This is a genomic window from Sphingomonas sp. MMS12-HWE2-04 (genome assembly GCF_044881185.1).
In the GTDB taxonomy this organism is placed as follows: Bacteria; Pseudomonadota; Alphaproteobacteria; order Sphingomonadales; family Sphingomonadaceae; genus Sphingomonas.
Genome location: NZ_CP173254.1, coordinates 582,330 through 596,578, shown reverse-complemented (window position 1 = coordinate 596,578; position 14,249 = coordinate 582,330). Strand labels below are relative to the sequence as shown.

General features: G+C 67.3%; 9 protein-coding genes and 1 tRNA gene. 1 reads left to right on the top strand and 9 read right to left on the bottom strand.

Translation table 11 applies throughout. The features are described from left to right. Positions 1-25 precede the first annotated feature (25 nt). The 7 genes from AB2M62_RS02690 to pnuC form a co-directional block, all read right to left on the bottom strand. Positions 26-1,078 (bottom strand): glycosyltransferase family 2 protein, encoded by a 1,053-nt coding sequence (locus tag AB2M62_RS02690; protein WP_404337580.1) that lies wholly within the window; start codon positions 1,076-1,078, stop codon positions 26-28. Continuing rightward, complete coding sequence (locus AB2M62_RS02685) at positions 1,075-3,582, bottom strand: DegT/DnrJ/EryC1/StrS family aminotransferase (RefSeq protein ID WP_404337578.1); 2,508 nt, start codon at positions 3,580-3,582, stop codon at positions 1,075-1,077. The genes AB2M62_RS02690 and AB2M62_RS02685 overlap by 4 nt, the downstream gene beginning before the upstream one ends. A gap of 118 nt (positions 3,583-3,700) precedes the next feature. Then, the gene (locus AB2M62_RS02680; protein WP_404337576.1) at positions 3,701-5,527 is read right to left on the bottom strand and encodes a cache domain-containing protein; all 1,827 of its coding nucleotides are present in this window, start codon (positions 5,525-5,527) and stop codon (positions 3,701-3,703) included. A gap of 64 nt (positions 5,528-5,591) precedes the next feature. Then, a complete protein-coding gene (locus tag AB2M62_RS02675; RefSeq protein ID WP_404337574.1) occupies positions 5,592-6,563 on the bottom strand; it encodes an MBL fold metallo-hydrolase in 972 nt (323 codons plus the stop codon). After that, on the bottom strand, positions 6,560-8,368 hold the full coding sequence (gene lepA / locus AB2M62_RS02670) for a translation elongation factor 4 (protein WP_404337572.1): 1,809 nt from the start codon (positions 8,366-8,368) through the stop codon (positions 6,560-6,562). The genes AB2M62_RS02675 and lepA overlap by 4 nt, the downstream gene beginning before the upstream one ends. 841 nt (positions 8,369-9,209) lie before the next feature. Further along, on the bottom strand, positions 9,210-9,746 hold the full coding sequence (locus AB2M62_RS02665) for an AAA family ATPase (protein ID WP_404337570.1): 537 nt from the start codon (positions 9,744-9,746) through the stop codon (positions 9,210-9,212). Further along, the gene (pnuC, locus tag AB2M62_RS02660) at positions 9,743-10,297 is read right to left on the bottom strand and encodes a nicotinamide riboside transporter PnuC (protein WP_404339765.1); all 555 of its coding nucleotides are present in this window, start codon (positions 10,295-10,297) and stop codon (positions 9,743-9,745) included. Before pnuC ends, AB2M62_RS02665 begins: the two co-directional genes overlap by 4 nt. Before the next feature lie 156 nt (positions 10,298-10,453). On the opposite strand from pnuC, the gene AB2M62_RS02655 reads away from it, so the two are divergent. Further along, positions 10,454-11,755, top strand: a complete 1,302-nt coding sequence (locus AB2M62_RS02655; RefSeq protein WP_404337568.1) for an FAD-dependent oxidoreductase — start codon at positions 10,454-10,456, stop codon at positions 11,753-11,755. 70 nt (positions 11,756-11,825) lie between these two features. On the opposite strand, the gene AB2M62_RS02650 is transcribed toward AB2M62_RS02655, so the two are convergent. Together AB2M62_RS02650 and katG are read right to left on the bottom strand one after the other, a co-directional pair. Continuing rightward, positions 11,826-11,902: transfer RNA gene (locus tag AB2M62_RS02650), tRNA-Pro, on the bottom strand. A 121-nt stretch (positions 11,903-12,023) separates the two neighbouring features. Continuing rightward, positions 12,024-14,216: a catalase/peroxidase HPI gene (gene katG / locus AB2M62_RS02645; RefSeq protein ID WP_404337566.1), complete on the bottom strand. Its 2,193-nt coding sequence runs from the start codon at positions 14,214-14,216 to the stop codon at positions 12,024-12,026. Positions 14,217-14,249: the final 33 nt, after the last annotated feature.

The window sequence follows — 14,249 nt, the reverse complement described above, 5'->3', positions numbered from 1 at the left end:
GGGCGCGGGCAAGCGCCGCGGCGGTTCAGCCGCGCTTGACGGCGCGGTGGACGGCGCGGACGCCGCCGATGACCTGGCTGGCGACAAGATCGGCGGCCAGGCCGAAGCCGGGCACGGTGTCGTTCACGCCCACCGTCTCGTGAAGCATCAGATTGCCCGAGCGCACCCCGGCGCGGCAGAGCTTCCACCACAGCCGCCCGATCGCGGCATCGACGTCTGCAAGCTCGCTGGGCAGATAGCCGAGCTGGCCGAAATCGGCGCGCAAGGCACGGATGCCCGCGGCGAGGCGATAGAGCGTCTTGGCGTTGGGCACCGGCTCTCCGGCCATGACGTGCCGCACCAGCAGCGGCGCTATCCGCGTGCCGCGGACACCGAGCCGGTCGCAATGGCGCTCGCGCAGCACGCGCTCGGCATTGGCGGTCATCGTCTTGTTGAACACGTTCGAGGCGCCGCCGGCATGGACCCGATAGAGCAGCAGCACCTCGTCGATCTGTGCGAGCCGGCCGAAGGGCCGCAGCCGCTCGTAGAGGTCGAAATCCTCGACATAGCGATAATCGGGCCGTTCGAGTGGGCGAAGCTTGTGCCCCGCCTCGGCGCGGAACATCACCGTCGACCAGACGATCGGGTTCTGGACGAGCAGCAGCCAGTCGATCAGCGCCGGGCTTAGCGGGCGCGGCCAGCTGCCGGGACTGCGCCGGCCGTCGGTGAGGAAATCCGCGGCCGTGCTGACCAGCACGGCATCGGGATTGGCGTCGAGGAACGCCACCTGCTTCGCAAAGCGCTCCGGCAGGCAGATATCGTCCTGGTCGAGCCCGGCGATATAGCGGCCCGTCGCCGCGGCGAAGGCGCGGTTGCGTGCGACCACCGGCCCTTCGTTGAGCCCGGCGCGGATCACCTTGATGCGCGGATCGCTATAGGTATCGAGCAGCGCGGCGCTCGAATCCTTCGAGCAATCGTCGACCGCGATCAGCTCCCAGTCTGTGAAGCTCTGCGCGAACAGGCTCTCGATCGTCGCCGGGAGCAGCGCCGCGCCGTTATAGACCGCCATGATGATCGAGACGGTGGGCGGCAGGGTCACGCGACTGCGCGCTCCTCGGCGGAAAGCAGCTGGTCGACGATCATCTGGCCGATATCGTTCTGCCACAGCCACAGGCCATTGGCCTTGCCGCTGAAGCTCAATTCACCGCCCAGCTTGCCCTCGGGGACGAAACCCGAGGCGAGCCCGATGCCGAACACGCCGGGGACCGGCTGGCCGTGCACGTCGATCACGCGGCATTGCTGGTCGACGAGCCGCGGGCGGCCGACTGCATCGGCGGCGAGCGCGATACGGTTGCCGTCGACATCGTAGAGCGGCAGCGCGCGCGGACGATAGCCGAGTGCGCCGATCACCACGTCCGCCGACTGGAGCTCGGCGCGGATCGCCGCATCGTCCTCGCCGCCGATACGACGCAGCGCCATGCGCGGATCGGGCGCACGCCCGCCGACGCCGAGCATGCGCAACACCAGCTCGCGTGCCTCGAGCCGGAAGCCAGCAAGGCGATAGACGAAGCCGCTCAGCGGGCAGATATCCTCGGGGCCGAAATCGGTGAAGCCGTCGGCATGCGCCTCCTCGACCGAGCGATAGAAGGGGCGCAGCGGGCGCCGATGATAGACGGCAAGGCCGCCGGCACCGAGCGGCAGCGCGGGCGCCGCCTTGAGCATCAGCGCCGCCGCGGCAAGCGCGCTGGTCGATCCGCCGACGATCGCGATCCGCGGCGCGCGGCTTCCGGCGATGCGGCCGCGCAGTAGGTCGAGCCCGCCGATGCGGAGAAATTCGTCGCCCAGCATCAGCCGATCGCCGGCGAGTTCGCCCAGCGGCGTGCCGGCGACGCGCTCGGCCTCGACTTCGCCGCGCGCCTGATAGCCGCCGGTGGCGATCACCATCGTCTCGGCGCGCATCACTCGCTCCTGGCCGGTGACGAGGTTGCGGACCCGCGCGGCCCAATGGCCCTCGGGCTCGCGCCGCGCCTCGACGACTTCGCTGCGCGTCGCGACGAAGCCGCCATTGGCGGTGACGATCGATCCGAGCTGCGCGCCGGTAGCCTCGAGGAACGGCGTGGTGCGCGCCAGCGGCACGCCGAGCTTGCCAATATGCATCGCGATTTCCTGCCCGGCATGGTGACCGGTCAGCGCGGCGATGTCGCTATGGCCATTGTCCTTCACCGCGGTGAGGAAGGTCTCGGCAGTCGAATCCGACGTGATCGCATAGGTGCCGAGTTCGCCGCGGCCGAGCACCGCGTCGCGCTCGACGACGGCGAGGCCGCCCTGCGCGAGCGGGACGAGCGAGCCCGACTTGCTCGCCGCAGTGAGCATCGCAGTGCCCGCCGGGCCGCCGCCGACGATCAGCGCCGAATGGACATGGTTGCCGCGCCGCTCGCGCGACAGGCCGTGCAGGCCCGAGCGGACGCAGGCATCGATCAGCACTTCGCAGACGCGCTCGGCATCGGCCTGGGTCATATTGTCGGTGACCGGCAGCGACAGGATGCGCGCGGCAACGTCGTCGCACACCGGCAGCGGCTCGCTGACGCCCTGGGCGCGGAACCAATATTGCTCGCCAAGGTGCGGGCTGAAATAGTGCGCGGCGCCGATCCCCTGCTCGGCAAGGCTGGCGATGATCGCGGCGCGGTGGCCGGCAAAGGCCCGCGGCAGCAGCACCGACTGGAACTGGAGTGCCGGGCGGCTGCCGCGCAGCGCCTGGAACTCGAAACCGTTCTCCGCCGCAAACGCACCTAGCCGCGTGCGATAAACCGCGTCGAGCTCCATCCTGTGCGCCGCAACGGCCTCGATCGCGTCGAGTCGCGCCTGGGCGACGAGGCCGAGCGCCTCGGGCAGCTTGGCGTTGAGCCCGGGCCCTTCGGCCGAGCGCCCGCCGTCAAAGCCGAAATTGGTCATCCGCCGCAGCGCCGCGATCAGCGCGCGGTCGCCCGAATGGATCAGCCCGCCCTCTGCAGTCGCGAACACCTTGGTCGCGTGCATCGAATAGACCACCGCGAAGGGCACATCGACGCCGAACTGGCGCCCATCGGTGTCGCGCGCGCCCAGCGATGCGGCCGCATCAACAACCACGCCCACGCCCCGCGCGTGATACGCGCGATAGCGCGCCAGATCGATCCCGGCCCCGAACGTGGCATAGGGCACGGTGACGGCAATGCGGTCGCCATAGCGCTCGAACGCGCGCGCCTCGGCCTCGGCGCTCGCCGCCCAATCCTCGGGATCGACATCGCACAGCAGCGGGGTGAGCCCGGCCCATTCGGCGGCATGCGCCGTTGCCGCGAAGGTGAAGCCTGGAATCAACGCGAAAGCGCCGGTGCCCGCGCGCGGGCCCGCCGCCTGGCGGATCGCGATCATCAGCCCGATCGTGGCGTTCGACACCGCGAGGCTGTCGCCCTTGCCTTCGAACAGCCGCGCAGTGACATCGGCCTCGAAGCCGCGCACCACCGGACCGCCGTTCGAATAGATGCCCCGCGCCTCGATCGCGCGCAAGCCATCGGTCATCGCGCTCAGCCGCGGCGGTTGTGGTGCGATCAGCGGCAGCCGATCCATGCGCATCTCCCATTTGCCGAGTCGCCGCAGTTTGCGGCCAGCCCTGAAACTGGATGGCAGGACACGGCTTAGAATTGGTAAAGCACCGCGCCGCAATCTCGGCGGCGCGGCGCAATAATCAGAAGGACGCCCATTCCTCGACGGCGACCGTGCTGGTGCGCGCGGGTGCGGCGGGGCGTGCGGCCGGCTTGGCTGCAGGCCGCCGCTGCGGCGTGGCGGCGCTCGTCTTGAAGCGCGCGGCCTGAGTATTCAGACCCTGGACCTCACCGCTCAAGTTGCGCGCCGCCGCCGAGGTCTGCTCGACCATTGCCGCGTTTTGCTGGGTGGCGCGATCCATCTCGTTCACCGCGGCAGCGATCTCGCTGATCGTGCTCGACTGCAGGCGGTTGTCCTCGGCCATTGAGGACACCAATGTCAGCACCTGCTCGACGCTCGACGAGATGCCGACCAGCGCACCGTCGACCTGCTGCACGGCGCCGACCGCGGTGACGATGTCCTCCTGCGTCGTAGTCAACTGCTCGCGGGCACGCTTGGCTTCCTCCTCCGAGCGCATCGCCAGCGCGGACACGAGATCGGCGACGACGGCGAAGCCGCGGCCGGCCTCGCCCGCGCGGCCAGCTTCGACCGCGGCGTTCATGGCGAGAACGCGCGTCTGGAACGCGATCTTGTCGAGACCCTCGATGACGCTGTCGATGCCCTGGGCACTGTCGGCGACGCGGCCCATTGCCGCGACGGCCTGATCGGCGGTGCTCCGGCCGGCGGCGACGTTGGTCACCGCGTGCTGAGTTTGTTCGACCGTGCCGTCGGCGGACTGTGCGGTGCTCTTGAGCCGGCCTTCCATCTGCGACAGCGATGCCGACGCCTCTTCGAGGCTGGCGGCGTTGCTCTCGGTTCGGCGCGCGAGGTCCTCAGCGGCACGGGCGATCTCGTCCGAACCGGTGCGAATGCCGTCACTGGCGCTCGACACCGCGCCAATCAGATCGCCCAGATGGTTGAGTGCGTTGTTGTAGTTGCGCTTGAGCTGTTCGTACGTGGCCGGGAAGGGACGGTCGATCGCCGCGGTCAGATCGCCTTCCGACATGCGCTCGAGATGGTTCGAGAGCGTCGTCACGACCATCTGCTGCGCTTCCTCGTCGGCAGCCTTGGCGGAGTCGGCCTCGTCCTTGGCGATCGCGGCATCGCGGAAGGTACCGAGCGCGACGGCCATGTCGCCGAGTTCGTCCGAGCGGCCGACTCCCGGGATTGCGGCCGCGGTGTCCCCTGCCTGCAGCGCGCCCATCCGTGCGGTCAGCGCATTGAGCGGGCGTGTCACCGAGCGGGCGAGCAACCAGCCGAGCACGCCCATGCCGAGCATGCCGAGCACGGCCAATCCGCACAGCAGCGCCGCCTGACTCCAGATCGCGCTCCACGTATCGGTCTCATAGGTCCCGGTGCCGATCACCCAGCCCCAGGGTGCGAACTTCTTGACGAAGGAAACCTTGGGTTGCGGGGTATCGGAGCCCGGCTTGGGCCAGCGATAATGGACGAAGCCGCCCTCCGGATTGGCTTCCGCGACCTTGACGAACTCGACGAACGGCAGCTTGCCGTCGGGGTCCTTGGTCTCGCGCAGATCGGTGCCGTCCATCTCCGTCTTGACCGGGTGCATGATCATGCGCGGCTGGAGATCGTTGATCCAGAAATACTCGCTGCCAGCGTAGCGCATTCGCTTCACCGCCGCGAGCGCCGCCTTCTGCGCCTCGTCGCGGGTCAGCCGACCGGCGGCCTCCTCCGCCTGATACGTTTCAAGCACGCCATACGCGGTTTCCAACGTCGCGCGCGAACGTGCGGCAACGTCTTCGAGCATCACATTGCCCATCCGCACGAGCGCCATGCCGAGCCCCAACGTCATCGCCACCAGCGCCGCCAAGGTCAGCAAGTTGAGCCGACCGCCAATCTTCAAACGCATCTAAAACTCCGAAACCAGTCCCCATGCTTATAGGACGGATACGGATTGCCGGGGCCGCGACGGCTTAGAAACGCAGGCGCTGCCCTTGTTCGGGCAGGAGGAAGCGCACGCCGAGATCGTTGCCTGCAGCGAGCTCCGCCATGATCTTCGCCTGGGGCTGGACGTCGGTGAGCGCATATTTGATGTGGCTGACGACGACCGGCAGGCCCTTGAGGCTCCCCTTCCCCGCCAGACCCTCGAGGGTGTGGAGTTCGGCGAGCAGCAGGCGCGGGGTCAGATGGCCGAACAGCTTGTCGTCGGGGCGCTCGCTGGGAAACGACACTTCGATGACGATCGCCTTGAGCCGCTTCGCCCGGACGCGCTCGGCGACCGCGGTCCAGACCTGGCGAAGTTTGTCGCTATGCTCGACGCTGTCGGCGCCGGTGTCGCCGAAGCAGAGCAGACCATCCTGCCCGTGCTCGACCAGGAAGGCAGTCGATTCGAGCGCGCCGTGCTGGAGCGGATAGGCAGTGACCGTCATAGCGGTGTCGGCGAGCGGCGTCGTGGCGCCGGGCACGAGATCGGCGACATGATATTTGCCGAGCCGGGGCGGTTCTCCGCGATCGGTGAAGTTGCTCCACGGACCGTTGCGGAAATAGCTGCGCAGGATCTCGGCATTGACCGAGGGGAGCGCATAGATCGGCTTCGCGCTGTCGTCGGGCGAGGCGACGATCAGGCCACCGACATGATCGAGATGCGCGTGGCTGATCAGATAGCCCTTGATGTCATGAGTCAGCGCATAGCCGACCGGGCTCAGCCCCGATCCGGCCGGCGCCGGGCCGATCGTGCCCTTGGTCGCCGCGACGCGCAGCCCCTGGACGAGCGTTCCGGCATCGCAGGTCACTGCCCGCGCATCGCCATGCGGGTGGATCATGAAGGCCGTGAGGTTGCCGTCCTCGATGCCGCCGCGGGCGCCGAGCACGACCATGTCGAAGGCGGAGGGCGCCGGCGCGCTGGCCGTCGCCAGCAAGGCGAGCAGCGCGGCGGCCGCCTTCATTCCTCGCCCATGCGCAGTGCGGCGATAAAGGCTTCCTGCGGGATCTGCACCGAGCCGTACTCGCGCATCCGCTTCTTGCCTTCCTTCTGCTTTTCCAGAAGCTTGCGCTTGCGGCTGATGTCGCCGCCATAGCATTTGGCGGTAACGTCCTTGCGCAGCGCGGCAATCGTCTCGCGCGCGATGACCTTGCCGCCGATCGCGGCCTGGATCGGGATCTTGAACAGATGGCGCGGGATCAGGTCCTTGAGCCGCTCGCACATGCCGCGGCCGCGGGTCTCGGCGGTCGAGGCGTGGACGATCATGCTCAGCGCGTCGACCGGCTCGTTGTTGACGAGGATGCTCATCTTGACGAGATCGCCGGGGCGGTGCCCGATCTGCTCGTAATCGAAGCTGGCATAGCCGCGGCTGATCGACTTCAGGCGATCGTAGAAATCGAACACGACTTCGTTGAGCGGCAGCTCATAGGTGATCTGCGCGCGGCCGCCGACATAGGTCAGGTCCCGCTGGATGCCGCGGCGATCCTGGCAGAGCTTGAGGATCGAGCCGAGATATTCGTCGGGCACATAGATCACCGCCTTGATCCACGGCTCCTCGATCTCCTCGATCCGGTTGGGATCGGGCATGTCGGCAGGATTGTGAAGCTCGATCGACTTGCCCTCGGCCTCGCCCGCCGCCTTGGTGAGCTTCATCTTGTAGACCACCGACGGCGCCGTGGTGATCAGGTCGAGATCATATTCGCGGGTCAGCCGCTCCTGGATGATCTCCAAGTGCAGCAGCCCCAGGAAGCCGCAGCGGAAGCCGAAGCCGAGCGCCGCGGACGTCTCCATCTCGAACGAGAAGCTGGCGTCGTTCAGCCGCAGCTTCGAAATCGATTCGCGCAGTTTCTCGAAATCGGCGGCGTCGACCGGGAACAGGCCGCAGAACACCACCGGCTGGACTTCCTTGAAGCCCTCCAGCGCCTGGGCGGCGGGGCGCTTGGCGTCGGTCAGCGTATCGCCGACGCGGGCCTGGGCGACTTCCTTGATCTGCGCGGTGATGAAGCCGATCTCGCCCGGGCCGAGATCGGGCAGCTGCTCGATCTTGGGACGCATCGCGCCGACGCGGTCGACGAGATGGGTCGTGCCGGCCTGCATGAACTTGACTTGCTGGCCCTTGCGAATCGTCCCGTCGATCACCCGGACGAGGATCACCACGCCGAGATACGGATCGTACCAGCTATCGACCAGCATCGCCTTCAAGGGCGCATCGGCATCGCCCTTGGGCGCCGGGATCCGCTCGACGATCGCGTCGAGGATCTCGTCGATGCCGATGCCCGACTTGGCCGAGGCGAGCACGGCGTTGGAGGCGTCGATGCCGATGATCTCCTCGATCTCGGTGCGGACCTTTTCCGGCTCGGCCGAGGGCAAATCGATCTTGTTGATCACCGGGATGATCTCGTGATCATGCTCGATCGACTGATAGACGTTGGCGAGCGTCTGCGCCTCGACGCCCTGCGCGGCATCGACCACCAGCAGCGCGCCTTCGCACGCCGCGAGGCTCCGGCTGACTTCATAGGCGAAGTCGACATGGCCGGGGGTGTCCATCAGGTTGAGGATATGCCCCTTCCATTCCAGGCGCACGGTCTGCGCCTTGATGGTGATCCCGCGCTCCTTCTCGATGTCCATATTGTCGAGCACCTGGGCGGACATCTCGCGCTCGGCGAGACCGCCGGTGCGCTGGATCAATCGATCGGCCAGCGTCGACTTGCCATGGTCGATATGCGCGATGATCGAGAAGTTGCGGATCTTGGAAAGTTCGGTTGCCATGATCGCCGCGCGTTAGCAGCGCAAGGGCGGCTTGCGAAGCGTTTCCGAAGCAGAAGCGTGAAGCGGCGTTCCCGGGGGCAGGCACGGGATGCATTGTTGGTAGTGGCGCGTTTTCCGCCGCTCTGGTCAGCCGGAACGTCACAAAGGTCACACTTGTGCGGGGGTTGTGCGGGAGTGGCCTGGCAGGGCGCGGCGCGGTCTCGGTTGACATTGTTGACACGGTTGGCGGGTTTGGGGGCAGACCCATTCCTGCAAGTTATTGATTTATAACGATCGCATTCGTAGCCCATTGTCTCGGCGCACCCGCTACGCGCCAAGGTGGCGACAGCGACGCGACACCCAGGCGACGCCTGCGCGCTCTCGATGCGCCGCATGCGCGCGCGTCACGCGCCCTGTGTGCCACAGCGACGCGCCCCTATGTGATCCAGACAGGTCAAAGCGATCGATCCGACGGTGTCAAAGAGCGGCGCGCGATGCGCCCGGCGGAAATAGTGCGCCGGCGCGCATGTTCAAGCTTTGTTCTTGCGGCGCCGACGGGTCTCGCGCAGTTTAGAAGTTAGGCTCCTTAGAGCGGACTGGCAGGAAGCGCCCCGATAGCGGCCGTCTGTTCCCCTCCCTGGAAGGGAGGGGCTAGGGGTGGGTTAGGAAAGGCCGGGCTCGATGCCCGGCCTTTCCTTTAATCGAGGCGCTGGTGGGCTCGCCTTCGGCTCGCACCCACCCCCATCCCCTCCCTTGCAGGGAGGGGCGCGCGAAACGGCCACGCTATCGCTGAACGCCGGCCTCCCACCAATGTCGTCCGTTCGAAGGCTCGCCCGAAAGCGGACCTTTCGGGGTTCACGACCTAGCCGTTGGCGGCGCGCTTCTGCTGGAAGGCGGCGATCGCGGCGAGTGCGTTTTCGAAGCGCGCCTCGCCCTCGCCGCTGACCAGCGCCCAGGGCACGCCGCGGCGTTCGAGCTCGGCTTTGGACAGATCGAAGAAGCGCTGGCGCAGCGCCGGGGTGCCGAAGATGCGGGTGCCGTCGGCGATCCAGGGCAAATCGATGTCGAACAGCAGATAGAGATCGGCGGTCCCGGTCCAGGCATCGAACCACGGATCGCGGCCGCCCAGCAGCATGTCTGCCCAGACCGCGGTCATCAGCGGGTCGGTATCGAGGATCAGCGGGTCCGCGCCCTGCGCCAGCATCATCCGGGTGCCTGCATCGTGCGTCTTGGCGATCTCGATCAGGTCGCGCATCGTGAAGATGATGCCGCGCGTCTCGGCATAGTCACGGCCATATTCGTCGAGCAGCTCGCCGCCGAAATGCTCGGCGAGGCGCTTGGCGATCGTTGTCTTGCCGGTGCTTTCCGGACCGTGGAGGCAGATGGTGCGCGGAGTCATGCTCGGGATTTGGTCCAGTCGATAAGGCCCCAGACCGACAGGGCCAGGAAGACGCAATAGAGGCCCGCGGTAGGCCACATTTCCTTGACGGCGAACAGCGGGATCGCGGCGAAATCGACGGCGATCCACAGCAGCCAGCTTTCCCAGTTGCGGCGCGACTGGAGGATCTGCGCGGCGATGCTGACCATCGCGATGCTGCCGTCCCACCAGGGATAGGCCGCGTCGGTGAAGCGATGCATCAGCGCGCCCCACGCGGCGGCGGCGGCGAGGCAGCCGAGCAGCCAGCGCATACGCGCCTGCGCCGGGAGCCGCTCGACGCGGACCGTGCCGGTCGCGGCGCGGGAGCGCGCCCAATTGTGCCAGCCATAGAGGTTTACGGCGATGTAGAAGAGCTGGAGCAGCGCGTCGCTGTAAAGCCGCTGGCCATAGAAAATCCACGCGTAGAGCGCGACCATGGCGAGCGCGAAGGGATAGTTCCACAGGCTTCGCCGGACCACCAGAGTGACGTTGACCAGGCCCAGCGAAGTGGCGACAAGTTCCAGCGGGCTCATCCGCAGGACAAGCGACCCGTCGAGAAGCCCGAACAGATTGGTGGTCACTTCGATCGGGCTCACTTACGCGACCTAGCAGCAATATTCGGCTGCGGTCGAGTGCTTGCTCTATGCGAATGTGGCGCTAACCTGTCCCAAAACGCGAGAGGATAGCGCATGCGCCATATCGCAGTGATCGGCTCAGGACCCGCCGGCTATTATACCGCAGAAGCCTGCCAGAGGCTGTGGGGCGACGTGGTGCGGGTCGACATCATCGATCGCCTCCCCGTCCCGTTCGGGCTGATCCGCAGCGGGGTGGCCCCCGATCACCAGTCGATCAAGGGCGTGTCGCGGCGTTATGAGGCGGTGGCGCTGACCGACAATATCCGCTTCGTCGGCAATGTGACGATCGGGCGCGACGTCTCGATCGAGGAATTGCGCGGCCTCTACGACGCAGTGGTGCTGGCCACCGGCGCGCCGCACGACCGCAAGCTCGACATAGCCGGAGCCGAACTGCCCGGCGTGGTCGGATCGGCGGCACTGGTCGGCTGGTATAACGGGCATCCCGATTATGCCGAACTCGCGCCGCCGCTGGCGGGCCCGGGCGCGGTGATCATCGGGCATGGCAATGTCGCGCTCGACGTCGCGCGGGTGCTCGCCAAGGCGCAGCAGGAATTTGCCGGATCTGACATCGTGGCGCACGCGCTCGCCGCGCTCGATGCCGCGACGATCGATACGATCACCCTTCTCGGGCGGCGCGGGCCGCACCAGATCGCCATGACCACCAAGGAAGTCGCCGAGCTCAACGACCTGGCGCGCGCCGCACCGGTGATCGATCCGGCCGACCTGCCGCCGATCGAGGACGACGCGCAGCTCGATACCGGCCATCGCAAAGTGATGGCACAGCTGCGCGCCTATGCCGCGCGCGGCGACAGCCCCAAGCCGATCCGCATCGTCTTCGATTTCTATGCGATGCCGGTGGCGATCGAGGGCGGCGACCGCGTGCAGGGCGTGCGCGTCGAGCGCACCCGGCTGGACGAGGACGGCCATGCCGTGGGCACCGGCGAGACCTATACCATCCCCGCCAGCCTGGTGGTGAGCTGCGTCGGCTATCGCACCCCGCCGATCGAAGGCGTGCCCTATGACGACAGCGCCGGGCGATTCGCCAATGACGAAGGTCGCGTCGGCCCCGGCCTCTATGCGGTCGGCTGGGCGCGGCGCGGGCCGACCGGGACGATCGGCACCAACCGGCCCGACGGCTATGCGATCGTCGAGAAGATCGCCGCGGACATCGGCGAAGGCGGCGGCAAATCGGGCCGCCCGGCGCTCGATTCGCTGCTTGCCGAACGCGGCGTCGACGTCGTCACCTTTCGCGACTGGCAGAAGATCGAGACCGCCGAAGTGGCGGCCGCGCGCGCCGATGCGCCGCGCGAGAAGTTCACGACCGTGGAGGCGATGCTGGCGGCGCGGGAGGGCTGAGCGCAGCCGCGCGGCTCGGGCACCATTTTTGGCGCAGGTACGATTGCCGCTTTCGGGGGAAACCCTGCAATGGTCGGGGCGATAGGATTCGAACCTACGACCCCTGGACCCCGAGACCAGTGCGCTACCAGACTGCGCCACGCCCCGACACATTGCAGGTGGAGGCGCCTAGTCGAGCCGCCGACCGCTATCAAGCCAAAAACGTCACCAAAGCGTCTTTTCGTGGACCGAAGGACCGCGCCGGCAAAGCCCGCGCGGTCCCCTGGCATCAGCGCAGATCGAAGCGATCGGCGTTCATCACCTTGGTCCAGGCCGCGGCGAAGTCCTGCACGAACTTCTCCCCCGCATCGGCCGAGGCATAGACTTCGGCCAGCGCGCGCAGCTGCGAGTTGGAGCCGAAGACGAGATCGGTGCGCGTCGCGGTCCATTTCTGCTCGCCCGAGGTGCGGCAGGTGCCGACGAACTCCTCGTCGCCGCGCTCGTCGACTTCCTTCCACGCGGTGCCCATGTCGAGCAGGTGGACGAAGAAGTCGTTGGTGAGCTGTCCCGGACGATCGGTGAGCACGCCGTGCTGTGACCCGCCATGGTTGGCACCCAGCACCCGCAGCCCGCCCAGCAACACCGCCATTTCGGGGCTGCTCAGCCCAAGCAGCTGCGCGCGATCGATCAGCAGCTCCTCGGTCGGCACGCTGAAGCGCACCGAAAGATAGTTGCGGAAGCCATCGGCCTTGGGCTCGAGCACGTCGAAGCCGGCGGCATCGGTCTGCGCTTCGCTGGCATCGCCGCGGCCCGAGGTGAAGGGCAGCGATACGGTGTGTCCCGCAGCCTTCGCCGCCGTCTCGACGCCGACGACGCCGCCGAGCACGATCAGATCGGCGATGCTGACCGGGCCGAAATCGGACTGGATACCCTCATAGACGGCAAGCACCTTGGCGAGCTCGGCGGGCTCGTTGACGTCCCAATCCTTTTGCGGGGCGAGGCGGATGCGCGCGCCATTGGCGCCGCCGCGATGGTCCGAGCGGCGATAGGTCGAGGCCGATGCCCAGGCGGTCTTGACCAGCTGCGCGACGCTGAGGCCCGAGGCGGCGATCTTGCCCTTGAGCGCGGCGACGTCGGTGTCGCTCAGCGCCTGGCCGGCGGGGATCGGATCCTGCCAGATCAGGTCCTCGGCCGGGACTTCGGGGCCGAGATAGCGCGCCTTGGGGCCCATGTCGCGGTGGCACAGCTTGAACCAGGCGCGGGCGAAGGCATCGGCGAAATGATCGCGGTTCGCCCGGAAATTCTCGCAGATCGCGCGATATTTGGGATCGACCTTCATCGCCATGTCGGCGGTGGTCATCATGGTCGGGACCTTGACGCCGGGCGTGTGCGCCTTGGGGGCGAGCGTCTCTTCGGGGTTGCCGACCGGCTGCCACTGCTTCGCGCCTGCCGGGCTGCGCACCAGCTCATACTCGTGATCGAGCAGCATGGCGAAATAGCTCATGTCCCACTTCGTCGGCGTCGGGGTCCACGAACCTTCGATGCCGCTGGTGATGGTGTGATCGCCCATCCCGCTCTCATGCGTCGAAACCCAGCCGAGCCCCTGGGTGGCGATGTCGGCGCCCTCGGGCTCGATGCCGACCAGCGAGGCGTCGCCGGCGCCATGCGCCTTGCCGAAGGTATGGCCGCCGGCGGTGAGCGCCGCGGTCTCTTCGTCGTTCATCCCCATCCGCGCGAAGGTCTCGCGGATGTCGCGCGCCGATTGCGCCGGATCGGGGTTGCCGCCCGGCCCTTCGGGATTGACGTAGATCAGGCCCATCTGAATCGCGGCGAGTGGATTTTCGAGTGCCCTGCCCGCCTCTTCATCGATGCGGGTGACGCCGAGCCATTCCTCCTCGGTGCCCCAATAGATGTCCTTTTCGGGCTCGAACACGTCGGCCCGGCCGCCGCCGAAGCCGAACACCGGACCGCCCATCGATTCGATCGCGACGTTGCCGGCAAGGATCATCAGGTCCGCCCAGCTCAGCTTCTGGCCGTATTTCTGCTTGATCGGCCAGAGCAGGCGGCGCGCTTTGTCGAGATTACCGTTATCCGGCCAGCTGTTGAGCGGGGCGAAGCGCTGCGACCCCGACGAGGCGCCGCCGCGGCCGTCGCCGGTGCGATAGGTGCCTGCGCTATGCCAGGCCATGCGGATGAAGAACGGGCCATAATGCCCGTAATCGGCCGGCCACCAGGGCTGGCTGTCGGTCATCAAGGCCGTGAGATCGGCCTTCACCGCGGCATAATCGAGCGTCTTGAACGCCTCGGCATAGTCGAAATCGTCGCCCATCGGATTGCCCGACAGGCCGTTCTGCTGGAGGATTTCGAGGCTGAGCTGGTTGGGCCACCAGTCGCGGTTGGTGCGGCCAAGCAGCTTTCGCAGCGCCGCGCCTTCCTGCATCGGGCAGCCGCTCAACGGGTCTCCGCTGGTCTTTGCGTCCATGGCTCGAATCCTCTCTCGATTGGTCTTCGAAGG

Coding starts and splice junctions, on each gene's coding strand:
- AB2M62_RS02685 (WP_404337578.1), bottom strand. CDS start 3,582: ATGGATCGGCTGCCGCTGATCGCACCACAACCGCCGCGGCTGAGCGCG.
- AB2M62_RS02680 (WP_404337576.1), bottom strand. CDS start 5,527: ATGCGTTTGAAGATTGGCGGTCGGCTCAACTTGCTGACCTTGGCGGCG.
- AB2M62_RS02675 (WP_404337574.1), bottom strand. CDS start 6,563: ATGAAGGCGGCCGCCGCGCTGCTCGCCTTGCTGGCGACGGCCAGCGCG.
- lepA (WP_404337572.1), bottom strand. CDS start 8,368: ATGGCAACCGAACTTTCCAAGATCCGCAACTTCTCGATCATCGCGCAT.
- AB2M62_RS02665 (WP_404337570.1), bottom strand. CDS start 9,746: ATGACTCCGCGCACCATCTGCCTCCACGGTCCGGAAAGCACCGGCAAG.
- pnuC (WP_404339765.1), bottom strand. CDS start 10,297: ATGAGCCCGCTGGAACTTGTCGCCACTTCGCTGGGCCTGGTCAACGTC.
- AB2M62_RS02655 (WP_404337568.1), top strand. CDS start 10,454: ATGCGCCATATCGCAGTGATCGGCTCAGGACCCGCCGGCTATTATACC.
- katG (WP_404337566.1), bottom strand. CDS start 14,216: ATGGACGCAAAGACCAGCGGAGACCCGTTGAGCGGCTGCCCGATGCAG.